This is a genomic window from Desulfurispirillum indicum S5, assembly GCF_000177635.2.
Classification (GTDB): domain Bacteria; phylum Chrysiogenota; class Chrysiogenetes; order Chrysiogenales; family Chrysiogenaceae; genus Desulfurispirillum; species Desulfurispirillum indicum.
In genome coordinates, this window is record NC_014836.1 from 2,162,034 (window position 1) to 2,188,399 (window position 26,366).

Here is a 26,366-nt window from a genome sequence, read left to right on the forward strand (position 1 = left end):
TCACGCAAAGGATCAGCAGCCCACGGTCATACTTTTTGGCTCATGAAAAGTGATTGACGCTTCTGTGTCACTGCGCCATCGGACGCATACTGCTTCGACGATTTCAACTCGTTATCCACAAGGGAGAGAAAGTGTCCATTGACCTTCAAGGCACTGTGCAGAATCTGACGATTCATGTACGTCTGACGGTCAACATCCTTGACCAGCTCGCTCAGGCGAACCAGCTCATCGGTGAAATCTCCACCCTCCGGCTCCATGTGGGCCGCTATCGCCAGCAGCTTGCACTCCACATCGTGGGTTGAAGCGTAGTCCTTCATAAAGCTGTCAAGGGTATCCTCCAGCAGGCGGATTTTCAGCACCAGGGTCTCCATCAGGTTACTTACCCGATCAACGCCCTGCACATCCCCCTTGACAATATGCTCACGGTTTTCCTGCAGCATATCGCGCAATTGCGCATAATAGGTATAGAGCTCCGCCAGTGTAGCCGAGCCAGTCTTGTGCGTACTCAAAGGTCACCTCCATATCGGTTATACCTTTTACCCGCTACTTTTTGCCAAGTACCTCTGCCAGTTTCGCCGCCAGCATATCGAGATTATAGCGATAGTCTCCACGTTGAATGGCTGCCTTCAGGGTCTCAACCCGCTCATCACGCACCTCTGGTGCATCTGAAGCGACTTTGGTTGCCTTGGCGACATCCATATACGTGCCGGAAAAGTGAATTTTATCGGCATTTCCCCCAGCGCCTTCCTTACCCTGAACTGCCTCGTCCCCACGGGATTTCCCCTGGGTGCGATTGTTTTTCAGGTAGGCGTCAATAGAAGAAGAGCCGTAGCCATTGACTTTCATTGTGTGCCTCCTTTGTTGTATTCCTGCCTGTCTCTCTTATCGGAAGCCAGATAAAAAACTTTACCTGTTTTTTCAAAAAAATTCACTTCCGGAAAATCCGACAAACACAACACATCAAAAGCCAGCGGAATTCTTTTCCGGCTGACACACACAATTTGTTTTCAATGACCTGCCACCCAGGCGCGGGGTTCAGGGAAAACCTCAACGAGCGAGGTAGAAGTCCTCCAGCATCTTCTGGTTCACCTTCAGGGGCTGGGACGCCCCAAAGCGCTCAGGCGCGCCGGAGAGGCCAAAACTCAGCCGCGAGTCAAACTGACTCACATCCCCCAGGGAAGGCGCGTGTTTCAGGGGTTCACCCGTCAGCTGCTCGTACATCATTCCCGCAAGCCCCATTCCTCCAGTAGTGCTGGTACTGGCTGTCTTGGAGAATTCGGTGTCCAGAAACGAGGTGAAGATCTCCTCAGCGTTGGACTTTTCAATCAGTCCACCATCTGCTATGGTCTTCCTCATCGTCGTGAACATGATGTTCACAAGCAGTGACTCAAAATGCTGAGCAGATCGCAGGATCTGTCCCCGCTCCTCGTCGGTCAGGTTCTCGTTTTTCTTGCTGTGGTGCGGCGAGACCACGGACATATCATTGACAGTAGCCGGTATCATGGTATCAACTCCTCCGGTTGTCAGAACATGCCCCTCACAGGTGCAAAACAGAGGCCAACATGAACAGGCAGCAGGTAATCCAGGACACCCTTAAAGCCATTGGTCAGAAAAACAAAGAGTTACAAAAAAAACGAGGCACCTATATCCGGGAAAAGTACCGCCATGTCCCCCTGCTGCTGAAACTGCTCTCCGATAAAAAAAGCCTTGAGCGCCCGGAACTGGCTGAGCTGGCCAAACACCGCTATATCATCATATCCCACGGCCAGATCATCCCCAGCATGAAAGGCTACCGCCATCTCTACGCCTACCTGATGTACCTTGAGTCCACAGGCGCCTCTTCCGGCAGTGACTACGGTCGCCTCATCTCAAGCCTCTTCGGCGTGGAACCAGGTTGAATCACCCTGCTTTCCGGAGCCCACCAGCAGAAATATTTTCAATCCATGGAAAGGTTTTCTGAGTCGCCCATAAGAAGAATGAAAAAACCCGCCCCCGGATGAGATACCGAAGGCGGGTTACAGGGTGGTCTGATCTCCACTCAGGGACAATACAGGCGAAAATCCATATCCTGGCTGAAAATCGAATTTTTGTACTCCAGCTCTTCCAGGGCATCCATTTCCACCTGCCCGCCCTCAAGCATGTCCGCCAGGCGACGAAAATTTTCAATGTGCTCTACGGTACGCTTGGAAGCGTATTCGGCAGCAGTGCGGGTCGTCATCAGGAAAGCCCAGTCGCTGGCCTCTGCCAGCACCAGTTCACGGGCCATCTGATTGAGCAGACGGACCTGTGTCTGGTCAGAACTGTACTGGTACTTGTTGGCCAGTTCACTCAGGCGAATGCTGATATCATGCAGATACTTGTAAATCCAGTCGTTACTGTTATTGAGCCAGACTTCATTATAGCCCTTGTCGCCCCAAGTGGAGGCCGCCGGCTGCACCACCTGATGCTCAGGATACCTGTCCAGATAACCTGACAGGGTAATCGGCGCGATGGCATCCTGGTCGTAGTGGGCTTTTTTCAGCAGGTAGTAGATGAAATCAATACCCTCGTACCACCAGTGACCGAAAAGCTCGGCGTCATAGGGACAGACCACCAGAGGTTCCTTGCGCAGCACATCGTGCAGGTAGTTCACCTGAGCCCCGCGATTGAAAAGGAAGTTGCCAGCGTGCTCAGCCACCGCCTCCATGGCTTCAACGCGCACATAGGGTTCTTTGTGGTCGCCTTCACCAGTGATGCGATAATACTTGAGCCCAACGAATATGCGCTGTCCGTCAGGGTTGATGTAAGGCTTGATATACTCGTAGGGCAGATCCCAGCCCACATCCCGGTAAAACTCGCGATAGCGGAAATCGCCGGGATATCCTTCCTTGCTGGACCACACCTGGCGGCTGGACTCCTGATCCCGTCCAAAGGCCGCAACGCCATTGGGCGTATACACGGGCGCGTAGTTTCCGTAAATACTGCGGGGCCGCGAAAACAGCACGCCATGGGTATCCATGAGAAAGTACTCGAGACCGTGCTCCTTCAGAACCTCTTCCAGGCCTTCGTAGTAGGCGCACTCCGGCAGCCAGATTCCCCTGGGGTGAACGCCGAAAATACGCTTGTGGGACTTGACCCCAAGGGCAATCTGAGCCTGAACGCTGCGCGGTGTCATGCGCAGATTCGGCAGAAAACCGTGGGTCGCCGCACAGGTTATGATCTCAATGGCACCCGTAGCCTGAAAGTGGCGGTAGCCATTGAGGATATTGCCCGCTAGATCGTGACGGTAGTAGTCGAGAATCGACTGAAAACGCTCACGGTAGAAGCGGACAACGTCCGACATTGCCGGGTCGTTAACCGTACGCAGACGCTCTTTTTCCAGCAGCTCGAGCATGAGCAGCATATGCTTTTCATAGCGACTGTTCAACAGCGGATCTTCCAGCATATTGGCAAGGGGTGGTGTCACTGAAAGGGTTATGGCCGTATGCACCCCATCGCGTTCCAGCCTGGCAAGGGCCATCAGCAGGGGAATATAGGTTTCCGTCATGGCCTCATAGAGCCAGTTCTCTTCAAGAAACCGCTCATGTTCGGGATGTTTCACAAAGGGCAGATGGGAGTGCAGCACCAGTCCAAGGTAGCCACGGTGGTTATTGGTTGCCATGTTCGCTCCCGTCGTCTTCAGCCCGTGAACTGAAGTTCATTGATGAGCCGGGAAAGCGCCGGTGGATAGCAATGGAGCTGTCATGGTAAAAGCCAAGTTCTGCGCCAACACCCACAGAGGCGCCATCACTGTCAACAATCTGTCGCGATCCGGTCTTACGGTTATAGAAGACCACCTGCTCCGCGTCATCGGAAAAGCCAACCGCCGGCATCTTGATGATATTGGAACGCACGAGCTCAAGAAAATCGCCATTGGTGAACGTGACACCCACCACCGCGTAAAACTCACGTTCCGGCGCATTGAGGTTCAGATACCAGCGCCCGACGCGCTCCACCTCGCCAATCTGCACGTGCTCCTGCCGGGTATGGTTGTCCATGATTTTCAGGGTGAAACTGTAGGAGTCGCCATCGGGTAGAATATCCCGAGTCATTTCCCAGTAGACATAGGCCCACAGTGGGTCACGATAGAGCAGACAGGCACGGTTACGGCCAATCTCCATGGGGAGATATATATTGTTGTATTCCACCCGCAGGTGGCTGTCATCAGAGCGGTGAAGAAAAAACGATGAAACGCCAACGTCCAGGGAAAGCCGATAAATGGCCTCGGCCAGCTCGCGGTTTGACATACGTGAACGCCCCGCGATGCTCAATCCCCTGGCTATCCTGATCAGATCCTCCCGCGGCAACTCCAGCAATTTATCCACATCACCCTCCTCAGCTCTCGAGGTAAACCCGGTACAACAATCCGTGAAACAGAACCAACAGTTTATCCAATGCCATTGTCATCGATCTGGTCATCAAAACCCTGGGCAGGGCGGCTCCCAGCCACCTTGACCACCTCCTCAGGAGTAACCGGATTCATATAGATTCCCGTCCCCTCCTGCAGCGCCGTCGCCGCAAACACCCGGGGCAGAATTTCCATGTGCCAGTGAAACCGGCTCCCCTCAGCAGGGACCGGACGATTGAACAGTATCATATGAAATGGCGGCTCAGCCAGTACTCTCTGCAACTTTTGCATAAGATCAGCTATGATGCGGCTGAACAGCACCTGCTCCTCAGGACTCATGGACTCGAAAAAACCCTGATGCCGGCGGGGGTAGACATGCATTTCGAAGGGATGGCGCGAAGCATAGGGAGCCATGGCCACAAAGGACTCATTTTCCGCAAGGATGCGTTTGCGCGCCGAGGTTTCGTGGTGCACGATATCGCACGCCAGGCATCGCCCCTTGTGCTCCTGATGGCGGTGAAAGGCCCGCAGCTTCTGCTGCACCTCCGGCGGCACCAGTGGCAGCGCCAGAATCTGGCTGTGGGGATGGGAGAGGGCGGCACCCGCCTGAACACCGAAATTGCGAAAAAAACTGACATACTGAAAGCGGCTGTCCTGGCGCAGATCCGTCAGACGGCGCGCTGTCATGGTAAAAATGTCGCACCACTGCGCCTGGGTAAAGGCAAAGGGCGTGAGCCCGTGTTCTGGACTTTCGATGATGACCTCATGGGCACCGGCACCACCATTGATATCATAGATACCGTCGGGGAAAGCCTCTTCGCCACCTTCAACGGAAAAAAACGGCAGGCGATTGGGAATCACCCGCAGCTTCCAGTCTTTTTTCTCCCCGAACTGATCAATGGAAAACTGGCAGTAGCGCTCATTTCCAGGACAAAAAGGACAGGCCACGCTCTGCTCCCCGCCATCCGCACTGCCGTTACCAGGCCCTGAAAGCAGCGGCAGCCGGGCAAGACCAGGCTCGTAGACTACCGCAAAGCGTCCCATGGGATCCTGTCTGAGCTTGGTCGTCATCGCTTCACCCTCCGAAGCTGAGCAGAAAGCTCATTTTCTGGCGCTCTCCGGCGCGCAGTGTCAGGGGACGGCACCATAAGAAGGAGGTGCCCTGGTAGGTGGCATCGTACCCGGCTTCCGACTGTGACACCGTCATCACCGGAAAGCCCAACAGACGCTGGGCCGTGCAGGCATGCACCCTCAGGGGAGTGTGAAACAGCCCGTCCTCCAGGCAAAAATCCCGCACATCATTAAAGGTAAAAGTATGGTCTTTCGGGAATCTATTTCCATGAATTTCTATATGGCTTTGCTCAACACCAGAAGGAATATGGAAGTTCAACTCACAGCCGTAGAACGTCTCAATATCACGATCCGATTCCACACACACATCCACCTGAACGCTCTGGCTGAGAAACTGGTAGCGTTTTTCAACAGTGATGCCCGCCAGTTTTTCCGCCCAGCGATAGAGGCCTCCAGAGCGCCGCAGCAGCACGTCACCACTATTCTGGTGAATTACGGCAAAAGGCTGGTTGGCAAAGTCCCCCTGCTCCTTCAGATCAGCTGCCACAAAGGATTCATCCGTGGGCAGTTCCGCCATGAAGTGGTCCACAAAGGAGTACTTCTGATGCCAGTCATAGTGCAGCGGCGGCAGCTCCATCTGTTCATCGGCAACCAGGTCATGGATGGAGGCGATACCATCGGCATCTTCCACCGTCTCCGGCACCTCACCGGCTGCCGGCTTGCCCAGCTTGTGGTGGTAGGCCTCATGGCGGCGGGTCAGGGTGTTGAGCACGTTCACCAGTGAACGCATGCAGCTCAGTTCGTAAAGCTGAGCGCCTTCGCGGCTGGAAAGAGACGCGAAGTATGCCTGGGTGCGTGCCAGCACCTCCGGGTAGCCATCACAGTTGAAGTCGCCCACGAAGACACCGGATCGCCCCGCCAGGCGCTCGCAGCGATTGAGCGCCTCATAGGCGTTGAATCGCAGGTTGGGCAGGTAGAGGCCGCCAAAGACCCCATGCCACATGACATCGTTGCACTGCCCCTGATAGAGCGCTTCGCGGGCCTCCAGCCCCAGGGGCAGGGATGCCAGACGCAGCATTTTCTTGTGAATATTATTGGACTCGGGATACTTCACCAGGAAGTTCTTCCAGATACTCCCCTTGACGAAGGCCGTAGCCGTGGCCTCGTCCTCTTTTTTCACCCTGTGGTAAAACTCATCAAAGCGACTCGCCAGACGCGATGGCAATGTCCAGGCTCCCATCTCGTAATAGGAGCACACCGGCAGGTAGGCGATACCCCGTGGACGCTGATCAGACACATAGTCGGCAAAGCTTTCCAGCCGAACGCGAGGATGGTCAAGAACAGTCTCGATGAACTCCTCCAGCCAGCGCCGCTCGCCGAAAACCCACTCATTGGTCTGGGGCCAGACACCAAACTTCTCGCCATCATCAAAGAAGGTCAGGGCCGATGAACCGTCCTCACGGGCGTGCTCCAGCAAGTGATCTATGGTCTGTCCGGGATTCTTGAAGGGAATGGTGTAGCGCAGTTTTTCACTGATGGGGAAAAGCTTGAGGCAGCGCCCCCCTTCCTCCGTCACATAGTGACCGTCCAGGGCACCCGGTTCAAAACCGGCGCTGATAAAATGATAGTCATCGACAATGGCATACTCCACACCAGCCTGCACCACTGCTGGCACAATGGAACTATCCCAGATACGCTCCGTCAGCCACAGGCCCTTGGGCGTCTGGCCGAAATTGCTCTGGATATAGCTGCTGAGCATCTCTATCTGACCCACCTGATCCTTGTGGGGAATGGAGGCGAGAATCGGCTCAAAAAAGCCCCCGGTGAATATCTCCACCTGCCCACGGGATGCCATCTCACCGATCAGGTCAAAGACCGCAGGTCGATTGGTCTGAATCCACTGCAGCAGCCAGCCGCTGTAGTGCAGGGCAAAGCGGAAATCGGGATAGCGCAGGCAGGTCTGCAGGAAGGGTTCATAGCTTTTGGTACAGGCATCTTCGAGAACCCAGGAAAAATTCTGGTAGGGCTGGTGGCAGTGAATGCCCATCAGGAGGCGTACGGGGGGAGCAGAAGAAAGGTGCGAAGCTGTTTGTTCCATATAACGCCCTTCAGGTTGATGTGTTTCAATTGTATCGTGTTTTACCAGAATGATCACCAATCGACAATCAGCTCACCGTTTCGCTGGATGATTCCAGAAACCTGCGGGCCGCGTCCATCTGTTCCCGCCCCACCAGCAGTGTCTTGAAGTGGGTATAGTACACCGTTCCCGGCGGTGTGCCCGCTGGTTTGCGCACGTGTTTGCGCTGGGTGTAATCGACGGAAACCTTATCCTCAGAACTGTTTCGACAGAAAAAGGCCGCCAGCGCCGCTGCCATGGCCATACTCTCCTCGTCGGGAGCAGGGCGGTTGTGACACGCCAGCACCACATGGGCACCGGGAATATCCTTGGCATGAAACCACCAGTCGTCGGGACGGGCACCAAAGGTCACCTTTTCGTTGGCCGCGCTGGAAAGCCCTACATATAACAGGTATCCACGAAAATCCAGTTTTTTTACCCGTTCACGTTCACGACTGACGGAACGCTTCCCCGGACGCTCGGTGACTCCCCGGCGGGGAAACAGCTCCCGCTCCTTGTGCAGCACTTCTTCCAGGCTCTGAAGATAGGATGCATAGTAACGCTCCTGCTCCAGATAGGTGACACTGTTTTTACATTTTTCCAACTGACGCTGCAGATGGGGCAGCGAAAGGTGATATTTGCGGATACGCCGGAAGAGCTTTTCCATATAGACGCGGGGCAGGATATCGCGGGGCAGCTCCAGCTCGACATCGGTATTGTGCACGTAGTCATGGCAGCGTACCCGGCCACCACCCCGCAGGCGGTGCAGGTTATCCTTAATCAGCTGCGCCTCCCGCTGCAGCGCGCCAGTGTCACCATGCTGCTCCAGTTGACGCCGCAACAGCTCCATCTTCGCCTGCTGGGCCACTATGGCATCTTCCATGCGCCGCACAAGCCGGCGACGGCGGCGCTCCAGGGCACTTTCCTCGCGTTCCACCGCACTGCCAAGCACCATGGCGCTGACACTGTCAAAGGTCTCCACCGTCCGGGCGTGGGGCAGGGAAACCACACTGGCCCAGAGCTTCCCACCCGTATCCACCCGCGCAAAATCGAACTGCCGGCGCTCCAGGGCATCGCGGTAAGCGGGAAAATCTTCGGGATAGCGGCAGAAGTAATCGATCAGCCAGGGGGGGAAACACAGCTCACGCCTGGCCACGGCGCCATCGCGGAAGTCCTCCGGCGAATCCGGAAAACGGCGCCCCTGGGAAGGGGGAAACTGATAGGGCTGCCCCGTCAGCAGTGGCCGTGCGGTGGAGACATCCCAGTTCTCCTTCAGGGCTGCCAGTACCAGCTTGTCCTCATCCAGCAGAATCACATTGGAATGGCGACCCATGATTTCCACCACCAGGTGGAACTTGCGTTTGATCTGACCCTGCACCGAACCAAAGCTCAGGCGAAGAATCCGCTCATGCTCCCGCACACTGCAACGCAGCAGGTAGGTACCCTTCAGGTGTGTCTCAAGGGCACGGGCAAAGGGGTACTCACGGGAAGTCCGGGGGGAGTGGGGAACCAGAACCATAAAGTTGGGATGGGAGTGGGCGCTGATCTGCACATCCACGTCATCAAGGCGCAGGAAGAGCTGGTGCCAGTCCACCATAATGATATCGCGCACCCGTGTGCGGCCAGCCCTGGCAGCAATATCCTCCGCCAGGGCCACCAAAGAGGGATAGTCCATGTCCCCCTACTTTCTCACCCGGTAACTGACGCTGCGACCATGGGCATCCAGCCCTTCCATGGCGGTGAGAATTTCCACATCGCGGGCCACCTCTTCCAGGCCCATGGGCGTGTAGTACACCAGCGAGGATTTCTTGACAAAGTCATCCACATTGAGGGGGCTGAAAAAGCGCGCTGTTCCGCCAGTGGGCAGAACATGGTTGGGGCCGGCGATATAGTCACCCACTGCTTCGCTGGTGTGGTATCCCATGAAGATGGCGCCCGCATGCTTGATAGCGTGCAGCAGCCAGAAAGGATCGGCTACCGAGAGCTCCAGGTGCTCAGGCGCAATCTGATTGCTGACCCGGGCAGCCTCCAGCAGATCGGGAACCACAATGATGGCGCCATAGCTCTCCAGGCTCTTGCGGGCAATATCACGACGCGGCAGAATGGCCAGCTCGTCCTCCAGGGCCTTGGCCGTTTTCTGGGCCAGCTCTTCGCAGTCGGTAATCAATACCGCCGAGGCCAGCTCATCGTGCTCCGCCTGGGAGAGCATATCAATGGCGATATGACGGGGATCCGCTCCCCTGTCGGCAATAATCAGTATTTCACTGGGCCCGGCAATCATATCAATATCCACGCGGCCAAAGACCATGCGTTTGGCCGTAGCCACATAGATATTGCCAGGGCCGACAATCTTGTCCACCGGAGCAATGGTCTGGGTACCATAGGCCAGGGCCCCCACCGCCTGGGCTCCGCCCACCCGGTAGATCTCCGACACCCCCGCGATATGGGCTGCCACCATCACCGCCGGATTCACATACCCATCGGGCGTTGGCACCACCATGACAATCCGCTCAACCCCGGCAACCTGAGCCGGAATGGCGTTCATCAGCACACTGCTGGGATAGGCGGCCTTGCCACCGGGAACATAGATCCCCACGGAGTCCAGCGGACGGTAACGCTGGCCCAGGATATTACCATTCACTGGATCCTGCTCCATCCAGCTGTTACGCTTCTGCCGCTCGTGGAAGGAGCGGATATTAGCTGCCGCCCTTTCCAGGGCCTGGTACTGCCGGGTGGAGATTTCGGAGCGGCAGGCCTCGATGGTGCCGCCGTTGAGGGCAAGGCCCGTGGCATTCAGATCCAGATTGTCAAAACGGCTGGTATACCGTATAAGGGCTTCGTCGCCATGTTGCTGAACATCTTCGAGTATAGTGCGAACCACCTCTTCCACAGCCTGGTCCTGCGACTGGCCCCGGGAGAGAATGTGAGATATCTTTGCATCAAACTGAGCATCGTTGCGTGAGAGTATGGAAAGCACTGGCAACCCCCTGTCCTGAAATGCGCCAACAGTAAACCGAAACAGACCTTCTGTCCACGGGAAACCGTTGACCATTGTGAAAATATACCACAAACAGGAAATGATATGCCAACGGCTGCCCCCCTCAAGACCTACTATCTGGCCCGCCATGGGCAAGTGGAAGAAGCCTTCCACGGAATCTTTTACGGCTGGCTCGACCCCGGACTCTCAGACCTCGGACACCAGCAGGCCGGCAGGCTGGCCCACCACCTGAACACCCTGGAGCTCGCCTTTGACGCCTGCTACAGCTCCGATCTGCAGCGCTGCCACCACTCCCTGCAGACCATGGCCCTGCACGGCGCTCGCCTTCCCGATCCCCTGGTATTGCCGGGACTGCGCGAAAAGAACATGGGCAAAGCCGAAGGACTGCCATTCCATCAGGTGCTGCAGCAGTACCCGCACCTGCACCCCAAGGGACGCAACTGGCTGGAGGTGGAAGAGGGCGAAAGCCTGGCCCAGTTCACCAGACGGGTGCAGACCGCCTGGGAAGAAGTGCGCCGCAGCGCCCCGGCCGGCAACTCCTTGATCATGTGCCACGGAGGAGTGATCCGCGTCGTCGTGGCGCACCTGCTGCACTGCCCTCTGCGCGCCCTCTCCCATATGCGGGTGGACCACTGCTCCCTGACCATCATCGAGGAGTACGAGGACAGCCTGGCCCTGCGCAGCCTCAACCGACAAATCCACCTCTCATAGCCTGCTGAAATACATAAAACAAGCAGGCAGTTGAAAAATACTCAGGTGCAAGGCGCTCGCGGAGCGAGTTATGAAGCATACTCCCCGTACATTGCAATGACGAGTGACTACGAAAACACCGCAGATGAGGTTTTTCAGCAGCCTGCAAAAAAAGAATCCCCCGGCGACAATCGTCGGGGGATTCCTTCTGTATTCTCTTCACGGGAACATGTCGCGCCTTTGGCTACTTGTCCTTCAGGTACTCCCGCACCTGCTGAACGTACTCGCTGCCAATGCGGGGCTCCCACTGCTCATACACCGGCTTGGCCATACGCTCCAGGGTTTGCAGATCCTCCTCACCCAGGCGCACAAAGGTGACTCCGTTTGCCTTGGCTGCCGCGATCTGGTCTTCCTGCTGCTGACGACCCTTCTGGCGGGCAATGGCGCTTTCCTCGGCCACCACTTCCAGGAATATCTCACGGATATCCTCGGGCAGACGGTCCAGCCAGCGCTTGTTGGTCAGGTGTACATAGAGGCCCTGGGCGTAATCCACATGGGTGTAGTGCTTGGCGATATCAAACTTGCGCGAGATATTCAGCGTGGTGGGGGTGTGATCCAGCCCGTCAATAACGCCGGTCTGCAGGGCCTGGGGGACATCGGGCCAGGGCATGACGGTGAAGCGCAGGTTCCAGGCGCGGTAGATATCGATATTCACTGGAGCCTCGGCAATGCGGAAGTTTACCCGCCGCGCCTCTTCCAGCGTATTCACCGGCGTGCGGGACGCCCAGCCGTAGGTGCCGTAGGTGGTCACGTCGATAGCCAGCACCCCCTGCTGCAGAGGCGCTTCCTGAAAGGTACTGAACAGTTCCTCATTTTCCCGGAAGGCCTCCAGGCGGTCAAAGCTGTTGATGACGAAAGGCAGGTTCACCAGGCCCAGACGGTCATTCAGGTTCGCCGCCGCCACCGATGAACAGAGCATACCGTGCACCGCACCCATGCGCAGTTTACTCAGCACATCGCGCTCGCCACCAAGCTGGGCCAGGGGGCGGAAATCCACATAAAGCTGACCATTGGTGCGCTCCCACACCCGGTCGCGAATGCGATAGCCCACCGCTACGCCTTCAATGGCAGGGTGGGAAACATTGGAGAGAATATAGGTGTATTTGGCGCCACTGGGGTCGAATTTAGGTTGCCAGGAAGCCGTCGGATCTTCGGAACCAATGGCCAGGAAGGGAAAAAACAACAGAGCAAACAGAATCAAAAGTATTTTGCGCATGGGCGAGGCCTCCTCCAGAGTGAACTATCCATGAATCATACCATGAAAATCGCGTTTTGCATGCACAAGTTCACCACCAGTCGAGAAAAAATGGAACAGCGTTTGACAGACAATGACCGGGGGCTTCCATTGAAAAAGGCCATTTTTCTGTGGTAATCTCGTACTGCCGGCACCGAAATCTGAATGGTCCTATCTTCACTCTGCACAACCGTCCAAAGCACCGCACGGAGGGCTCTTCAGATGCTCAAAACCTTCGAGGACGTCGTCCTGGCACTGGCCCACTGCTATCCGGAAGTCAACGGCGCCTTCCGACTGTGGAACGGCAGAACCGTCACCATCGGCAACCATCCACCCTGCTTTACCCTGCACCTCCACTCCGAACAGGCGGCACGCCGCCTGCTGCGCGAAGGCTCACTGGGCTTCGGCGAAGAGTACATGGCTGGCACCATCGACATAGAGGGCGACATCCAGCAGCTGTTGCGCCTGGGAATGGACAGGCGCTTCCGGGACACCTGTATCCCCGTCAGCACCAAAGCCCGCATCTTCCTTGAACACCTGCGTTCCCTTAACACCATTCACCAGTCACGGACCAACATTTCCTCTCACTACGATCACGGCAATGACTTCTACCAGCTGTGGCTTGATACAAGCCTGGCTTACTCCTGTGCTTATTTCCGGACACCTCAGGACAGCCTGGAGGCGGCCCAGCAGCAGAAGTACGAGCTGATCTGCCGCAAGCTTCGCCTGCAGCCGGGAGAGACCCTGCTGGATATCGGCTGCGGTTGGGGTGGCATGATGGTATATGCCGCCCGCCACTACCAGGCGCACGTTCGGGGAATAACCCTTTCAGAGCAACAGTACGAGTACACCCGCGAACGTATCCGGCGCGAAGGACTGGGAAATCAACTTGAAGTGCGCCTGCAGGATTACCGCGATACTGAGGGCCAATTTGACAAATTTGTCTCCATCGGGATGTTCGAACACGTGGGGAAGAAATTCATACCGACCTACATGCAAAAGGTGCATGCGCTCCTGAAACCCGGAGGCCTGGGCCTGCTCCACACCATCGGCAAGGACAATGGCATCGGCAAAAACGACAGAGGCGACCCCTGGATATCCCGCTATATCTTTCCCGGCGGTTACATTCCCCTGCTGGACGAGATACTCAGAGCCATGGGCAACCGTGACCTGGTGGCCCTGGACATGGAAAACCTGCGCCTGCACTATGCCTTGACCCTGGGCCACTGGATTCACCGCTTTGAGCAACAGGTGGACAGAATCCAGGCCATGACCGATGAAAGCTTCGTGCGCATGTGGCGCATCTACTTCCACTACTGCCAGGCCACCTTCCAGTGGGGCCAGACCCGCCTCTACCAGATTCTCTTCAGTAAGGGCCTGCAGAATGACTATCCCCTGACCCGCAACCACATGCAGGTTGCGGGGAATATCACCGAAAACCCTTGAGAGAATATCCCAGAAGCCTATGCTTTTTTTGGAGAAAGACGAAAACTGAACGCATCAACGCCCCCACAACTCCGCAACCGCGACCCGGGTTTACAGGAGCGAAGAAACAGCACAAACAACCAGAACGCTAACCCTTTCCATGGAGGTCTGTCATGGTTTTCCCTCAGCGTATATTGTGGATTCTCTGCCTTTTGATGACACTGGCAACCGCCGCAAACGTTGCCTATGGGAACTACTGGAGCGGAGGTGTAGGGGAAGAGGAACGACTGAATGTCCCCGATGGCAACACCCTGATCATCTTTTCCCAGCGCAGCGGCCCCTACCTGGCGAACATGGCGTTTACTATCAGACGATCCGATAGTGATGTGCAGCTTCAGGGAAAAGCTGACGGACCCTGGGTCATTACAGATCTGCCAAGCGGTGACTATTATGTGACAGCGACCCGCGCCAACGGTGATCGCCAGGGACTGGCTTTTAGCGTACGTGAGGGCAAACAGGCCCGGGCAATCCTGAGCTTCCCGTAGTTTTCGACTTTACCCGCCACGCCCCTGCTGTCACGAAGAGCAGGGGCCATGTTTTCCCCTTGCATTGACATGGCTATTTCGCCATATTTACACGCAGATTTCAATTTCACTGCCCCATTCTGCATTGCCGGAGGAATCCATGTCCGCTCAGGAAAACAATCTCTGCCTGGAAAATCTACCCATACCCCTCTACGGCTCCGTCATGGGCCTGACCGGCCTGGCCATGGCGCTGGCCCACTTCGAGCACCGCCATGGTGATCCCTTCTGGTCCCAGATACTCCTGTACGCCGTCAGCGCCTGGTTTGTGGTGCTCAGCATCGCCTACCTGGCCAAATGGGCCAGGTACCCCGCCGAAGTCAACAAGGAGTACCAGCACCCCGTGCGCATGAACTTCTTCCCCGCCATATCCATCTCCCTGCTGCTGCTGTCCATCGGCTATCTGGAGATCCACCACGGACTTTCGGCAGCCCTGTGGTACACCGGAACCCTGCTGCACCTGTTTTTCCTGCTGCGTACCCTGCGGGTCTGGTTCTTCCGTGGCCTGCAGATGCAGACCTTCAACCCCGCCTGGTTCATCCCGGTGGTGGGCACTATCCTGGTGCCCGTGGCCGGCGTCAGCCATGCCCCCGTGGAAATATCCTGGTTCTTCTTCAGCGTCGGCATCATCTTCTGGGTCGCCCTGCTGGGCATCACCCTCAACCGGGTGATCTTCCACAACGGCCTGCCACCGAAGCTCCTGCCCACCCTCTTTATCCTGATCGCCCCACCCGCCGTGGGCTTTATCGCCTACATCAAGCTGACCGGCAGCCTGGACGCCTTCGCCCAGCTGCTCTACTTCCACGGCCTGTTCATGACCCTGCTGGTGCTCACCTTCACCGACCGCTTTGTGCGGCTGCCCTTCTTCCTCTCCTGGTGGGCCTACACCTTCCCCCTGGCCGCAGCGTCCCTCTCCAGCTTCCTCTACGCCAGCCTCACCAGTAGTGCCTTTTTCGCAACACTGGCAAGCGCCCTGCTGATACTGCTGGCGCTGGTCATCGTCATCGTTGGCGCCAGGACCATCAAGGCCGCTGCCCGCAAGGAGTTGTGTGTGCCGGAGGAGTAATTGATCATACTTTTTGATCGCGCAAAAAGTATGCAAAAACGCGCCCCCCAACGCCCGTTTTTCCGGATCGTTTGCTCGCCTGTTCTGGAGATCCGGCAGCAGGCTGCTCAAAGAGGCCCATCTGCTGCGTTGCCGGTCATCGCTCGTCACTGCGACGTACAGGGAGTACGCCTCCCTCCTCGCTTTGCCCGCGCCTTGCACCTGGGCCTCTTTGCGTTGCCTGACCCCTGCCTCCCTGCAGTGCTGCCGGACCACTCACTTCCTGTGAGTGTCCCGTGCGGGTCTTGCCAGCCAGGCTTCGCTCTCACCGGACGGGCTCAGGGGGGAACGACTTTCCTCTACCTCTCCCCCGTGTGCTGTCACAGCCAAGATGCGCATACGGGAACGCAAAAGCGTCCAGCTACTCTTTCCACAAGTAGCTGGACTCTTTTGTCATCACAAAAAACAAGCTCAGAAAAACATCCGTTTACAGAAAATTATCCAAAAGTCAGGCGCTCACCGAGCGAGCAGAATGTCAGCGGGTTACGTCCACAACAATTCGTCCACGCACCTTCCCCTGCAGCAGCTCCCCACTGACCGCCACGGCCTCTTCCAGGCTGATTTCCCGCGCTACCAGTTCCAGCAGTTTGGGGTCCAGTTCACGGGCCAGCAGATCCCACGCCTGCAGGCGTTTTTCACGGGGGCAGTAGACGCTGTCGATGCCTGCCAGGGTCACGCCGCGCAGGATAAACGGTGCCACGGTGGCGGAAAAATCCATGCCCTGGGCCAGGCCACAGGCGGTGACCACGCCGCCGTAACGGGTACTGGCGCAGGCATTGGCCAGGGTATGGCTGCCCACCGCGTCCACCACGCCCGCCCAGCGCTCCTTCTGCAAAGGCTTGCCGGGCTCCGACAGTATGGAGCGGTCGAGAACTTCCGCCGCCCCCAGGGTGCGCAGGTACTCCGCTTCTTCCGAACGCCCGCTGGAGGCCACTACCGTGAAGCCGCGCTTTGCCAGCAGGGCGATGGCCACACTGCCCACGCCACCGGCAGCCCCTGTCACCAGCACTTCGCCACGCTCAGGGGTCACTCCATGCTGCTCCAGCGCCATCACACACAGCATGGCCGTATAACCCGCCGTGCCAATCACCATGGCCTGACGGGCGCTGAAAGCCTTGGGCAGCGGAATCAGCCACTCGCTCTTCACTCGCGCCTTACCCGCCAGGCCGCCCCAGTGCAGCTCCCCCACGCCAAAGCCGTTGAGAATCACCTCATCGCCAGGCTTGAAATCGGGGCTGTCGCTCTGGGTCACCCTTCCCGCCAGGTCTATCCCCGGCACCATGGGAAACTGGCGCACCACCGGCCCCTTGCCCGTAATCGCCAGGGCGTCCTTGTAGTTCAGGGTCGAGTACGCCACCTCCACCGTCACATCGCCCGCTGGCAGGTTGGCCTCATCCACATTCTGCACCGCAGCGCGATATCCCTGGTCGTCCTTTTCGATAAGTAGTGCTCGCATGATTTCCTCCAATGTAAAAAATACATTTATAAAAGCAGATATCTCTCGCAGAGGCGCAGAGAACGCTGAGTAAGAAAAATTTCAATGGCATTTCTCCGCGTGTTAGCGTCCCCAGTGAGCGCAGCGAACGGGCGAGAGCCAATGCCTTTCCTGGTGGCTTTGTGGACTTTGTGTGAGGCCTGCCTTTTCCATAATTCCAGGCTGAATAATTCCCTGTTACGAACAGCCACCTGACACCATCCGCAAAAACATCCCGCTGAACTGCTCCATGGGCTGCACACTGCGCACCAGCCGGGCGCGCAGCACCGCGCCCTCCCAGCCGATCCAGAAAAACTCCGCCCACTGCTCACAGTCGGCATCGGCTCCAATGGCTCCCTGCTGCTGCGCTTCCTCCAGGCAGCGGGCGACCCGCTGCTGCCACTGGGTGAAGACTTCCTCCAGGCGCGCCCGGTACGGCTCGGGCAGGGAACCCACCTCCTGGCCCAGGTTGCCGATGAGGCAGCCCCGGCGAAAGTCGTACTGCTCCATCCCGGCCATGGCATCGGCGGCGAAGTCCGCCATGCGCTGCAGGGGCGAGCGCTTTTCATTGCCCAGCCAGCGCTCCAGCTTGTGCAGGAAGAAGGCGGCATAGGCGTCAATCACCGCCAGGCCAAACTCCTCTTTGCTGGCGAAGTAGTAGTAAAATGACCCCTTGGGCACACCCACCCGCTTCAGGATTTCGTCCAGCCCGGCGGTGGCAAATCCCTTCTCGGTGAATATCTCCATGCCCGAGCGGATCAGAGCCTGGCGGACATCCCCACGGCTGGTGTCATCTTTGCGGGGGCGGCCCCGGCGTTTTGGTTCGTGTATAGTTTCCATGCAGGAAAAATAGACCAGTCGTCTATAAAAGTCAAACGCCGATCTGCGTTGACCCTTTCCACCGCCCATGGTAATTGTGTTACACATGAATTTCTTTTGGCGACCCGATTACAAAATGGTCAACGTCACGCGTCCTGCTTTCTGCAGAAGGAGAGCTCATGCCAGACACCGCCCCCTCCCCCGGTTCAGCCACCACCGATGATCCCCGTATACGCCTGGTGGAGCGCACCCTCAAGCGCTATGCCCGCCAGCCCGACGCCCTGATTGAAGTCCTCCATACCGCCCAGGAGGCCTACGGCTACCTGCCCGAGGGGATCCTCACCCACGTGGCCCGCGAGCTGGACCTGCCCGAAAGCCAGGTCATGGGCGTGGCCACCTTCTACCACTTCTTCTCCCTGCGCCCCCGTGGCGAACACAGCTGCATCGTCTGCACCGGCACCGCCTGCTATGTCAAGGGCGCGGGGGAGATCGTCAGCGCCGTGGAAAAGGAGTACGGCATCACCGCCGGACAAACCACCCCCGACGGCAAGCTGAGCCTGGGCGCGGCCCGCTGTCTGGGCAACTGCAGCCTGGCCCCCATGCTGACCCTGGATGACGAAGTGCTGGGCCGCGAAACCCCTGAAGGAACGCTGGAAAAGCTCCGCCAGCACATAGCCGCAGGCAGGGGAGAACCAACATGAACCGCCTGGAACTGCAGGAACGAGCCGAAGAGCTGGCCCAGAAACGCCAGCAGTGCCAGCTGCGCATCCTCGTCTGCTGCAGCACCCCCTGCCTCTCCTCGGGGGCAGCCGCCATCAAGAGCGCCCTGGAAAGTGCCGTGGCCGAACACCAGGCCGACATGGCCATTGAAGCCGTTGCCACTGGCTGCATGGGCCCCTGCAGTCGCGGACCCGTGCTCACCGTGCAACAGCCTGGCGCTGCTGACACCGTGTACGAGCACGTTACCGGCGAATTTGCTGTGGAGCTGGTGCAGCACTACGCCCGCACCGGCACCCTTCCCACCCAACAGCAGGTGCCCACCGACCTGCCCTTTTTCCAGCGGCAGCACAAGCTGGTACTGGAGAACAGCGGCCTCATCGACCCCGAAAATATTGACGACTATATCGCCGCCGGAGGCTACAGCGCCCTGGCCCTGGCCCTCACCGAGATGACCCCCGAAGAAGTGTGCGACGCCATCACCAAAAGCGGCCTGCGAGGCCGGGGTGGCGGCGGCTACCCCACCGGCGTCAAATGGCAGCTGGTGCGCAAGGCCCCCGGCGAACGCAAATTCGTCGTCGCCAACGGCGACGAAGGCGACCCCGGTGCCTACATGGATCGCACCCTCATGGAATCGGACCCCCACCGCCTGCTGGAAGGCATGGCCATCGCCGGTTACGCCAGCGGCGCCCAGCACGGCTACCTGTACGTGCGCGGCGAATACCCCGTTGCCGCCGAGCGCCTGCGCAAAGCCATCAAGGACGCCCAGAAAGCGGGAATCCTCGGCAATCAGGTGCTGGGCAGCCGCTTCTCCTTCACCCTGGAAGTGCGCATCGGAGCCGGAGCCTTCGTGTGCGGCGAAGAGACCGCCCTCATGGCCTCCATCACCGGCAAACGCGGCCAGCCCGTCCCCAGGCCGCCCTACCCCGCCCAGCGGGGCCTGTGGGGCTGCCCCACCCTCATCAACAACGTGGAAACCTTCGGTAGCGTCGCCAATATCGTCCGCGACGGCTGGGAAGCCTTCGCCGCCATCGGCACCCCCAAGAGCCGTGGCACCAAAATCTTCGCCCTGTGCGGCGAAGTGGAAAACACCGGCCTCATCGAAGTGCCCATGGGCATCTCCCTGCGCGAAGTGGTCTTTGACATCGGCGGCGGCCTGGGTGAAGGCAAAACCTTCAAAGCTGCCCAGACCGGCGGCCCCAGCGGCGGCTGCATCCCCATCCAACACCTGGATACCCCCATGGACTACGAAAGCCTGCAGGAACTGGGCTCCATCATGGGCTCCGGCGGCCTGATCGTCATGGGCCAGAACACCTGCATGGTAGACGTCGCCAAATTCTTCATGGAATTCAGCCTCGACGAAAGCTGCGGCAAGTGCACCCCCTGCCGCGCCGGAACCGCCCAGCTCTACCGGCTGCTCACCAACATCGGCAACGGCAGCGCCACCATCGAGGACATGGACCACCTGGAAAACCTGTGCGCCATGGTGCGCGACACCTCCCTGTGCGGCCTGGGCATCACCGCCCCCAACCCCGTGCTGGGAACCCTGCAGTACTTCCGCGACGAATACCTGGCCCACATTGAAAAACGCCACTGCCCCGCCGGAATCTGCTCCATGAGCGAAGTCCCCCACCTGCACATGGCCGACGAACTCCTGCGGCGCATTGCCGCCGGACGACTGAACGGGGAGGCCCTCTGATGTCCGTTATCACCCTCACCATCAATAACGAACTCCTCAGCGCCCGCAGCGGCCAGAGCCTGCTGGAAGTCATCCGTGAACACAACATCGACCTGCCCACCCTCTGCCACGCCGAAGGGCTGGAAGAGTGGGGCGGCTGCCGCCTGTGCGTCGTGGACATCCAGGGCTGGGGACGCCCCCAACCCGCCTGCACCACCGAAGCCCAGGAAGGCATGGTCATCACCACCCATAACGACCGCCTCAACGAATACCGCCGCATGATCATCGAACTGCTACTGGCCGAACGCAACCACGCCTGCGCCGTCTGCGTACTCAGCGGACACTGCGAACTGCAAAGCAACGCCGCCAGGCTCGGCGTCGACCACGTGCGCTTCGACTACCTCTTCCCCCAACTCACCATGGACACCAGCCACAGCCGATTCGGCCTCGACCACAACCGCTGCATCCTCTGCACCCGCTGCGTGCGCGTCTGCCGCGACGTGGAAGGCGCCTGCACCTGGGAAATCGCCGGACGAGGCTTCACCAGCCGCGTCGTCGCCGACCTGGACCGCCCCTGGGGCAAAAGCACCACCTGCACCGACTGCGGCAAATGCGTCCAGCTCTGCCCCACCGGAGCCCTCTTCCGCAAAGGTGCCACCGTCAGTGAAATGCAGAAGGAAAAGTCGTTCCTGGAAAGGATTATGGGGAACAGGCAGAAAGGAAAGTGACGTGATGGCGCGTCACAGCGCGCTTGCTCGAATACCGAATATATTGCCATTTTTGCATCGCCAAAAGTGGCGCACAAGCAAGCACCAATGAATATTCGTCCTTTTTGACCGCACAAAAAGGACACAAAAATGCGCCCCCGAACGCCCGTTGATCCGGTTCGTTTGTTCGCCTGCTCTGAAGATCCGGCAGAAGCTGCTTCCCTGCAGCTCTGCCGGACCACCTGCCTCCTGCAGGTGTCCCGTGCGGGTCTTGTCAGTCAGGCTTCACACTCACCGGACGGGCTCAGGGGGGATAGACACAAAGAAGAAATTTCTCTCGCCAGCAGCCTGTTAAAGACCACTTTGAGTGAAACGTATGAAGGGGGAAAAGATATGAACAAAAAACTGCGCCTCGCCACCGTCTGGTTCGGTGGCTGCTCCGGCTGCCACATGAGCTTTCTGGACCTCCACGAAAAACTGCTGGACCTCGCCCAGCACGTGGAAGTCGTCTACAGCCCCCTCGCCGACACCAAGGAATTCCCCAAGGGCGTGGACATCACCATCGCCGAAGGTGCCATCACCAACGTGGAAAACCTGGAACTGCTGGAACAAGTGCGCCAGCACACCACCACCCTCGTCAGCCTCGGCGACTGCGCCATCACCGGCAACGTCACCAGCCTGCGCAACTTCTTCCCCGTCAGCGACCTCCTCAACGCCGTCTACCACGCCGGACCCGGCACCGCCCCCCATGGCAGCGAAGCCGTCAAGGAACTTCCCGCCCTGCTGCCCAAAGTACTGCCCATCCATCAGGTAGTAAAAGTGGATGGATTTATCCCTGGCTGCCCACCAGAACCCCAGGCCATCTGGCAAGCCATGGAGGCACTGCTGAGTGGAAAGCCAGTGGAGTTAGGGGTGGAGCAGAGGGTGTTTGGGTGAAAGACAGGAGAGGATTTCTACCGCGAATGAACTCGAATAGACGCGAATAGCAGAGGTGCCCAATACTCCCTGATCCAACAAGCATGGTTTTTCCTCTTGCATTTAGCAGCTTGCTGAAATACCTCAAACTACGCAGGCAATTGAAAAATGCTCAGGTGCAAGGCGCTCGCAGAGCGTGGAATGAAGCGTACTCGCCGTACGTTGCAGTGACGCGCGAAGGCGAGCAACGCAGCAGATGAGGGTTTTTCAGCAGCCTGTTAGGCCACCGAATATTGGGTGAAAACCTCGAAGATATGGCAACTTCAATAAATAATAACGTTGACGCACCCTGGCCAGGCGGGTACATTTTTATCCATCACGAATGAAGAAAAGTTGAGAATTGCATAGCGTCACTTTTGACGCCTAATTGTAGTTAGCGCAACAAAGAGAGAAACCATGTCAGATTGCTGTTCATCATGCTGTAAACAAACATCTTTTCCAAAAAAGCACAAATGTCCGGTGAATGGAAAAAAATATAGCTTGGTGTCCTCATCAACAATAAAGCATCATATCAAAGACCCCTGGCTATGGAATGAAACATCACAAGGGTACTATTTTTGCTCTGACCCTAATTGTGAAGTTGTGTACTTCGGGCAAGATAATTCAATAATCAAAAAATCATCAATGAGAACAGAGGTCGGGATTAAAGAAAATAATGAAAATTCTCTTATTTGTTATTGTTACGGTGTAACACAAAAAGAAGCAGCAGAGAATCCGGATACCCGGAACTTCATAATCAAAGAGACACAACAACAAAACTGTGCATGTGAATCAAGAAATCCATCAGGTAAATGCTGCTTATCGGATTTTCCAAAGCAATGAAAAGCGCTAACAATCACATGCACTCGGACAGCAAAAAGCGGCGCGGCTTCCGCTCCGCTCCAGCCACACCGCTTTTTGCTGCCGGTGATGTGAGGCGTTATGTGCTGAGCAACAATGATAAGTAGTACTAAAAAATGAATTTTTCTATTTTACTACGCCCAAATGGTGCATTAAATTGGGAATCATTCAACATACTGTGGGGCGAAGGCTATGACGTATACTGCGAAAACTGCTCCTAACAAGGCAAATCCAGCCGACGCGCCAAAGGCGCGCGCGGCTGATTTGCGGCGTTATGTGGTTCGTGCCGTCATCGAGCAAAGGATGAGTCAGAGAGTCTTCAAGACTCAGGTCGAGCCGACAAATTCAGGTGGGTGATGCTGTGAAACATACGGGTGGATGTCTATGTGGGGCGATTCGCTTCGAGGTAACCGGGCCCTTTGAAGGTTTCTTCCTTTGCCATTGTTCGCGTTGTCGGAAAGACACGGGCTCATCTAACGCCGCTAATCTTTTCTCTAGGGCTTCTGAACTGCGCTGGCTGTCTGGAGAATCACAAGTCACCGTTTATAACTTACCCGAAACTCGCCACGTTAGAAGCTTTTGTGCGGTTTGTGGTTCAGCGCTGCCAAGTCTGCAAACGAACGGCACGTTACTCGTGCCCGCTGGGAGCCTTGATACAGATGTGCCACTCCGACCCCAGGGGCATATATTCATGGACAGCAGGGCCAACTGGGATGAGAAGTTGGAAACTCTTCCTAAATTTGGTTCCTTTCCAGCCTAGTATTTCGAGCCTCTTTGGTTGCAATGTTGAGCAGAGTGCGCAAACAGCCAAACGGATAAGGTTAGATTGTGCTCGCGAAGCGAGCCACGATCTGAACCGTTTGTTGGACGGGCCCGGTTATAGAAAATAGCTTTTTCATTTCATGGTTGCTTAGTCAGGTTTTCGAGCCGTTGTGAGGCGGGCAGATGTGTCAGGCTTGCAGATTTGCAACTTCATTGCTCATTAACAGCAACAAACTAAAGGACACCCACTTTATCTTGATGATCTCGCCATATATCCGCTACACTCAAACCACCAAACTCCCAGCAGGAGGTGCCACATGACCATTGCCAGAAGTCAGATTATTGCCCTGGATTCCACGCCCTACTATCACTGCGTCAGTCGTTGTGTGCGGAGGGCCTTTCTGTGTGGTGTTGACTCGGTAACGGGGCAGAGTTTCGACCACCGCAAGCAGTGGATTCTGGATCGGCTAGGGGTGCTGACTGAGGTCTTTGCTATTGATATCTGCGCCTACGCTCTGATGAGCAACCACTATCATCTGGTGCTGCGGGTTGACCGGGAGCGGGTGGAGGCGATGTCTGATTATGAGGTGCTTGGGCGCTGGAATGTGCTCTTTTCCGGCAATCCGCTGATCAAGATGTTCCTGGCGGGGCAGAAGCTCAGTGCGGTGCAGGAGCAGATGCTGGCGGCTTTGATTCGGGATATTCGCCCGCGTCTGTACGATATTTCCTGGTTTATGCGCAGTCTCAATGAATGGATTGCCCGGCAGGCCAACAAGGAAGATGGCTGCAAGGGGCGTTTCTGGGAGGGGCGATTTCGCACCCAGGCGCTGCTGGATGAATACGGTCTGCTGACGTGCATGGCCTATGTGGATCTGAATGCCATTCGAGCGGGGATTGCGGATTCACCGGAGCGTTCCGACTTCTCTTCCATCCAGGCGCGCATAGAGGCCTGGGGAAAGACTTTGGGGGAAGAGGCAGCGGCTCAGTGTCCGCCTTTACTGGGCTTCAACGACAGTGGCACTGATGACGCTCTGCTGCCTTTTACCACCGTGGATTATATGGAACTGGTGGACTGGACGGCGCGCAATGTGCGGGCTGACAAGGCCTGCGCCATGGATGAGGACGCGCCGCCGATTCTGGTGCGCATGGGCATAGACAGTGAGCGCTTTGCCAAGCAGATGCGGGGTGAAGGCGGCAGTTTCCCCACCTTCATGGGAGCCTACCACTGTCTGCGCGATGCGGCCAGGGAGCGGGGGTTGCACTATGTGCGGGGCAGTGGTACGGCCAGGCGATTGTTCTGCGGCGACAGGGCGTCGTAAAAGAACTCCGCCCAATTGGTTTTAAGGCCACCTTCCAATTCACCAGTCCAATTCCTCGCTGCACTCTTCCACCGGGGTCGGCATGCCTTCGCGGATGGATTCGCGCATACCGGGAATGGAGAGCAGGTACAGGCTTTCCCGAATGGAATTCCAGTCTTCTTCAGCAACAAGAACAGCTTTATTCCTTTTCCCGGTGATGGTTATAGGCTGGTGGGAGTGTGCTACCTCATCAATAAGCCGATACAGATTGGCACGGGCTTCACTGGCGCTCACTACCGGCATGGCATGATCTCCTGTCGATGTGCGGGTTTATTGCTCGGGAATATTCAGCGATTGGCAGCGCCTTTCATGAAAGTACGCTTTTTCGTCGCAATTCAATAAAAGTGTGGCTTGCCGTTTGGCTACGCGTTTTTCCATAGAAATTTCCCCTGAACAGGCAATCTCCCTTTGCCCCCCTTGCGGCTTTGCGCCTTGAGTGAGCGCTGCGAACGGGCGTGAGACTCTGCCTTTCCATTCGCGCTAATCGGTGTCCGCAATTCGCGTTCATTCGCGGTTTAATCTTCCCTGCGTCAATCGGCGTCCATTGTATGCATCCGTGGTAGACAGCGGCTGCTTATGCTCTCAGCGCTTGCGGGCCATGGCACGGCCAGGCGACTGGCCTGCGGAGAGATTGCGTCGTGAAAGGTTGCATGGTATAGGATACTATTGAAATTTCATTTTTTAATGCCCCTACACACTATAGGAGCGCGCTATGCTGAGACAAATCCTAGAGCCCAAGACGGAAGAGTACAAACTTCTCATCCCTAAGGAATATATAAACCGAAAGATTGAGATTCTTGTACTGCCTTTTGATGAGCCAACTTGTGCATGCATCGATGGAGCGCAGATATTACAAAATACAGCTGGTCTTCTGCGCAACAAAAAGCTTGATCCCGTACAGTGGCAGAGCAATTTGCGCTCAGAGTGGGACAACCGGCCTTGAAGTATCTGATTGACTCCAACATCATCATTTACCACCTAAACGGTGAATCTGCTGCGACGCTCTTTCTCCAGGAGAATTTTCATCAGTGTGCAATTTCCAGAATAACCGCCATGGAAGTGCTCTCTTATGAATTCTCCAAGGAAGAGGCTCACCAGGTGTAATCTCTGATAAGCTCATTTCCCACCATTGACACAAGCGAGACAATTGCAGCTCAGGTCGTTGAGAATCGCCGTAAGAAAAGGATCAGGGTTCCGGATAATATTATTGCGGCAACAGCACAAGTTCATAATTTGGTGTTAGTGACACGCAATGTATCGGACTTTACTTCCGTTCAAGTAAAAATTGTAAACCCTTTAGATTAATAACGAACGGCGAATGCGCTTCCACAATTCGCGGTTTAATCTTCCCTGTTTTTATCCGTGTCCATCGGTGTTCATCCGTGGTAGA

28 protein-coding genes are annotated in these 26,366 nt (G+C 56.9%); 15 read left to right on the top strand and 13 right to left on the bottom strand.

Going from position 1 to position 26,366, the window contains the following annotated elements:
• Positions 1-26 precede the first annotated feature (26 nt).
• The 3 genes from flgN to SELIN_RS14155 form a co-directional block, all read right to left on the bottom strand.
• On the bottom strand, positions 27-509 hold the full coding sequence (gene flgN / locus SELIN_RS10125) for a flagellar export chaperone FlgN (RefSeq protein WP_013506572.1): 483 nt from the start codon (positions 507-509) through the stop codon (positions 27-29).
• A 34-nt stretch (positions 510-543) separates the two neighbouring features.
• The gene (flgM, locus tag SELIN_RS10130) at positions 544-846 is read right to left on the bottom strand and encodes a flagellar biosynthesis anti-sigma factor FlgM (protein ID WP_013506573.1); all 303 of its coding nucleotides are present in this window, start codon (positions 844-846) and stop codon (positions 544-546) included.
• 201 nt (positions 847-1,047) lie between these two features.
• The gene (locus SELIN_RS14155) at positions 1,048-1,503 is read right to left on the bottom strand and encodes a rod-binding protein (protein ID WP_013506574.1); all 456 of its coding nucleotides are present in this window, start codon (positions 1,501-1,503) and stop codon (positions 1,048-1,050) included.
• A 59-nt stretch (positions 1,504-1,562) separates the two neighbouring features.
• On the opposite strand from SELIN_RS14155, the gene SELIN_RS10140 reads away from it, so the two are divergent.
• Positions 1,563-1,898: a hypothetical protein gene (locus SELIN_RS10140; RefSeq protein WP_013506575.1), complete on the top strand. Its 336-nt coding sequence runs from the start codon at positions 1,563-1,565 to the stop codon at positions 1,896-1,898.
• Positions 1,899-2,038: 140 nt separating this feature from the next.
• Here SELIN_RS10140 and SELIN_RS10145 read toward each other — a convergent pair whose 3' ends face one another.
• From SELIN_RS10145 to hisD, 6 genes are all read right to left on the bottom strand, one after another.
• A complete protein-coding gene (locus SELIN_RS10145; RefSeq protein ID WP_013506576.1) occupies positions 2,039-3,640 on the bottom strand; it encodes a glycoside hydrolase family 57 protein in 1,602 nt (533 codons plus the stop codon).
• Complete coding sequence (locus SELIN_RS10150; protein ID WP_013506577.1) at positions 3,627-4,343, bottom strand: DUF4912 domain-containing protein; 717 nt, start codon at positions 4,341-4,343, stop codon at positions 3,627-3,629. Before SELIN_RS10150 ends, SELIN_RS10145 begins: the two co-directional genes overlap by 14 nt.
• 62 nt (positions 4,344-4,405) lie before the next feature.
• Positions 4,406-5,437 (bottom strand): galactose-1-phosphate uridylyltransferase, encoded by a 1,032-nt coding sequence (locus SELIN_RS10155; RefSeq protein ID WP_013506578.1) that lies wholly within the window; start codon positions 5,435-5,437, stop codon positions 4,406-4,408.
• Between the two features lie 4 nt (positions 5,438-5,441).
• Positions 5,442-7,535, bottom strand: coding sequence for an alpha-amylase/4-alpha-glucanotransferase domain-containing protein (locus tag SELIN_RS10160; protein WP_013506579.1), 2,094 nt, complete (start codon positions 7,533-7,535; stop codon positions 5,442-5,444).
• Between the two features lie 67 nt (positions 7,536-7,602).
• Positions 7,603-9,228, bottom strand: a complete 1,626-nt coding sequence (locus tag SELIN_RS10165; protein WP_013506580.1) for an NFACT family protein — start codon at positions 9,226-9,228, stop codon at positions 7,603-7,605.
• Between the two features lie 6 nt (positions 9,229-9,234).
• Complete coding sequence (hisD, locus tag SELIN_RS10170) at positions 9,235-10,530, bottom strand: histidinol dehydrogenase (RefSeq protein ID WP_198007085.1); 1,296 nt, start codon at positions 10,528-10,530, stop codon at positions 9,235-9,237.
• A 105-nt stretch (positions 10,531-10,635) separates the two neighbouring features.
• On the opposite strand from hisD, the gene SELIN_RS14160 reads away from it, so the two are divergent.
• Entirely contained in the window at positions 10,636-11,262 is a 627-nt protein-coding gene (locus SELIN_RS14160; RefSeq protein WP_013506582.1) for a histidine phosphatase family protein, read from the top strand.
• Positions 11,263-11,485: 223 nt separating this feature from the next.
• Here the strand turns inward: SELIN_RS14160 and SELIN_RS10180 are convergent, their stop codons facing one another.
• Positions 11,486-12,517, bottom strand: a complete 1,032-nt coding sequence (locus SELIN_RS10180; RefSeq protein WP_013506583.1) for a TRAP transporter substrate-binding protein — start codon at positions 12,515-12,517, stop codon at positions 11,486-11,488.
• Positions 12,518-12,757: 240 nt separating this feature from the next.
• On the opposite strand from SELIN_RS10180, the gene SELIN_RS10185 reads away from it, so the two are divergent.
• The 3 genes from SELIN_RS10185 (at position 12,758) to SELIN_RS10195 (ending at position 15,607) form a co-directional block, all read left to right on the top strand.
• Positions 12,758-13,981, top strand: coding sequence for an SAM-dependent methyltransferase (locus SELIN_RS10185; protein WP_013506584.1), 1,224 nt, complete (start codon positions 12,758-12,760; stop codon positions 13,979-13,981).
• A 152-nt stretch (positions 13,982-14,133) separates the two neighbouring features.
• Positions 14,134-14,505: a hypothetical protein gene (locus SELIN_RS10190; RefSeq protein ID WP_013506585.1), complete on the top strand. Its 372-nt coding sequence runs from the start codon at positions 14,134-14,136 to the stop codon at positions 14,503-14,505.
• Positions 14,506-14,644: 139 nt separating this feature from the next.
• Positions 14,645-15,607, top strand: a complete 963-nt coding sequence (locus SELIN_RS10195; protein WP_013506586.1) for an SLAC1 anion channel family protein — start codon at positions 14,645-14,647, stop codon at positions 15,605-15,607.
• Between the two features lie 514 nt (positions 15,608-16,121).
• Here the strand turns inward: SELIN_RS10195 and acuI are convergent.
• Together acuI and acuR are read right to left on the bottom strand one after the other, a co-directional pair.
• On the bottom strand, positions 16,122-17,102 hold the full coding sequence (gene acuI / locus SELIN_RS10200; protein ID WP_013506587.1) for an acrylyl-CoA reductase (NADPH): 981 nt from the start codon (positions 17,100-17,102) through the stop codon (positions 16,122-16,124).
• Between the two features lie 216 nt (positions 17,103-17,318).
• On the bottom strand, positions 17,319-17,960 hold the full coding sequence (acuR, locus tag SELIN_RS10205; protein WP_013506588.1) for an acrylate utilization transcriptional regulator AcuR: 642 nt from the start codon (positions 17,958-17,960) through the stop codon (positions 17,319-17,321).
• 158 nt (positions 17,961-18,118) lie between these two features.
• Between acuR and hoxE the strand changes: the two genes are divergently transcribed.
• The 7 genes from hoxE to SELIN_RS10230 all read left to right on the top strand — a co-directional run bounded on the left by hoxE (position 18,119) and on the right by SELIN_RS10230 (position 24,937).
• Entirely contained in the window at positions 18,119-18,640 is a 522-nt protein-coding gene (gene hoxE / locus SELIN_RS10210; protein ID WP_013506589.1) for a bidirectional hydrogenase complex protein HoxE, read from the top strand.
• Positions 18,637-20,355, top strand: coding sequence for a NuoF family protein (locus tag SELIN_RS10215; RefSeq protein WP_013506590.1), 1,719 nt, complete (start codon positions 18,637-18,639; stop codon positions 20,353-20,355). Before hoxE ends, SELIN_RS10215 begins: the two co-directional genes overlap by 4 nt.
• Positions 20,355-21,062, top strand: coding sequence for a bidirectional hydrogenase complex protein HoxU (gene hoxU, locus SELIN_RS10220; RefSeq protein WP_013506591.1), 708 nt, complete (start codon positions 20,355-20,357; stop codon positions 21,060-21,062). Before SELIN_RS10215 ends, hoxU begins: the two co-directional genes overlap by 1 nt.
• Before the next feature lie 372 nt (positions 21,063-21,434).
• Positions 21,435-21,977, top strand: coding sequence for an NADH-quinone oxidoreductase subunit B family protein (locus SELIN_RS10225; RefSeq protein WP_041726888.1), 543 nt, complete (start codon positions 21,435-21,437; stop codon positions 21,975-21,977).
• 435 nt (positions 21,978-22,412) lie between these two features.
• Positions 22,413-22,838 carry a putative iron-sulfur cluster-binding metallochaperone gene (locus SELIN_RS15570; RefSeq protein WP_013506593.1) on the top strand — a complete coding sequence of 142 codons (426 nt, stop codon included), beginning with the start codon at positions 22,413-22,415 and terminating at the stop codon, positions 22,836-22,838.
• 379 nt (positions 22,839-23,217) lie between these two features.
• The gene (locus tag SELIN_RS15520) at positions 23,218-23,616 is read left to right on the top strand and encodes a GFA family protein (protein WP_013506594.1); all 399 of its coding nucleotides are present in this window, start codon (positions 23,218-23,220) and stop codon (positions 23,614-23,616) included.
• 319 nt (positions 23,617-23,935) lie between these two features.
• Positions 23,936-24,937, top strand: a complete 1,002-nt coding sequence (locus SELIN_RS10230) for a hypothetical protein (protein ID WP_013506595.1) — start codon at positions 23,936-23,938, stop codon at positions 24,935-24,937.
• Positions 24,938-24,976: 39 nt separating this feature from the next.
• Here SELIN_RS10230 and SELIN_RS10235 read toward each other — a convergent pair whose 3' ends face one another.
• Positions 24,977-25,219, bottom strand: a complete 243-nt coding sequence (locus SELIN_RS10235) for a type II toxin-antitoxin system Phd/YefM family antitoxin (protein WP_013506596.1) — start codon at positions 25,217-25,219, stop codon at positions 24,977-24,979.
• Between the two features lie 469 nt (positions 25,220-25,688).
• On the opposite strand from SELIN_RS10235, the gene SELIN_RS15265 reads away from it, so the two are divergent.
• From SELIN_RS15265 to SELIN_RS15525, 3 genes are read left to right on the top strand one after another with little or no spacing between them, the layout of a single operon-like run.
• Positions 25,689-25,919, top strand: coding sequence for a hypothetical protein (locus tag SELIN_RS15265; protein WP_013506597.1), 231 nt, complete (start codon positions 25,689-25,691; stop codon positions 25,917-25,919).
• Positions 25,916-26,080 carry a PIN domain-containing protein gene (locus tag SELIN_RS15270; protein ID WP_198007086.1) on the top strand — a complete coding sequence of 55 codons (165 nt, stop codon included), beginning with the start codon at positions 25,916-25,918 and terminating at the stop codon, positions 26,078-26,080. Before SELIN_RS15265 ends, SELIN_RS15270 begins: the two co-directional genes overlap by 4 nt.
• 6 nt (positions 26,081-26,086) lie before the next feature.
• Positions 26,087-26,281, top strand: a complete 195-nt coding sequence (locus SELIN_RS15525) for a PIN domain-containing protein (protein ID WP_343122656.1) — start codon at positions 26,087-26,089, stop codon at positions 26,279-26,281.
• The last annotated feature ends 85 nt before the right edge of the window (positions 26,282-26,366 follow it).

Bases quoted from the DNA above. Each gene is read 5' to 3' on its own strand.
- flgM (WP_013506573.1), bottom strand. From the start codon at position 846: ATGAAAGTCAATGGCTACGGCTCTTCTTCTATTGACGCCTACCTGAAA.
- SELIN_RS14155 (WP_013506574.1), bottom strand. From the start codon at position 1,503: ATGATACCGGCTACTGTCAATGATATGTCCGTGGTCTCGCCGCACCAC.
- SELIN_RS10140 (WP_013506575.1), top strand. From the start codon at position 1,563: ATGAACAGGCAGCAGGTAATCCAGGACACCCTTAAAGCCATTGGTCAG.
- SELIN_RS10145 (WP_013506576.1), bottom strand. From the start codon at position 3,640: ATGGCAACCAATAACCACCGTGGCTACCTTGGACTGGTGCTGCACTCC.
- SELIN_RS10155 (WP_013506578.1), bottom strand. From the start codon at position 5,437: ATGACGACCAAGCTCAGACAGGATCCCATGGGACGCTTTGCGGTAGTC.
- SELIN_RS10160 (WP_013506579.1), bottom strand. From the start codon at position 7,535: ATGGAACAAACAGCTTCGCACCTTTCTTCTGCTCCCCCCGTACGCCTC.
- SELIN_RS10165 (WP_013506580.1), bottom strand. From the start codon at position 9,228: ATGGACTATCCCTCTTTGGTGGCCCTGGCGGAGGATATTGCTGCCAGG.
- SELIN_RS14160 (WP_013506582.1), top strand. From the start codon at position 10,636: ATGCCAACGGCTGCCCCCCTCAAGACCTACTATCTGGCCCGCCATGGG.
- SELIN_RS10180 (WP_013506583.1), bottom strand. From the start codon at position 12,517: ATGCGCAAAATACTTTTGATTCTGTTTGCTCTGTTGTTTTTTCCCTTC.
- SELIN_RS10185 (WP_013506584.1), top strand. From the start codon at position 12,758: ATGCTCAAAACCTTCGAGGACGTCGTCCTGGCACTGGCCCACTGCTAT.
- SELIN_RS10190 (WP_013506585.1), top strand. From the start codon at position 14,134: ATGGTTTTCCCTCAGCGTATATTGTGGATTCTCTGCCTTTTGATGACA.
- SELIN_RS10195 (WP_013506586.1), top strand. From the start codon at position 14,645: ATGTCCGCTCAGGAAAACAATCTCTGCCTGGAAAATCTACCCATACCC.
- acuI (WP_013506587.1), bottom strand. From the start codon at position 17,102: ATGCGAGCACTACTTATCGAAAAGGACGACCAGGGATATCGCGCTGCG.
- acuR (WP_013506588.1), bottom strand. From the start codon at position 17,960: ATGGAAACTATACACGAACCAAAACGCCGGGGCCGCCCCCGCAAAGAT.
- hoxE (WP_013506589.1), top strand. From the start codon at position 18,119: ATGCCAGACACCGCCCCCTCCCCCGGTTCAGCCACCACCGATGATCCC.
- SELIN_RS10215 (WP_013506590.1), top strand. From the start codon at position 18,637: ATGAACCGCCTGGAACTGCAGGAACGAGCCGAAGAGCTGGCCCAGAAA.
- hoxU (WP_013506591.1), top strand. From the start codon at position 20,355: ATGTCCGTTATCACCCTCACCATCAATAACGAACTCCTCAGCGCCCGC.
- SELIN_RS10225 (WP_041726888.1), top strand. From the start codon at position 21,435: ATGAACAAAAAACTGCGCCTCGCCACCGTCTGGTTCGGTGGCTGCTCC.
- SELIN_RS15570 (WP_013506593.1), top strand. From the start codon at position 22,413: ATGTCAGATTGCTGTTCATCATGCTGTAAACAAACATCTTTTCCAAAA.
- SELIN_RS10230 (WP_013506595.1), top strand. From the start codon at position 23,936: ATGACCATTGCCAGAAGTCAGATTATTGCCCTGGATTCCACGCCCTAC.
- SELIN_RS10235 (WP_013506596.1), bottom strand. From the start codon at position 25,219: ATGCCGGTAGTGAGCGCCAGTGAAGCCCGTGCCAATCTGTATCGGCTT.
- SELIN_RS15265 (WP_013506597.1), top strand. From the start codon at position 25,689: ATGCTGAGACAAATCCTAGAGCCCAAGACGGAAGAGTACAAACTTCTC.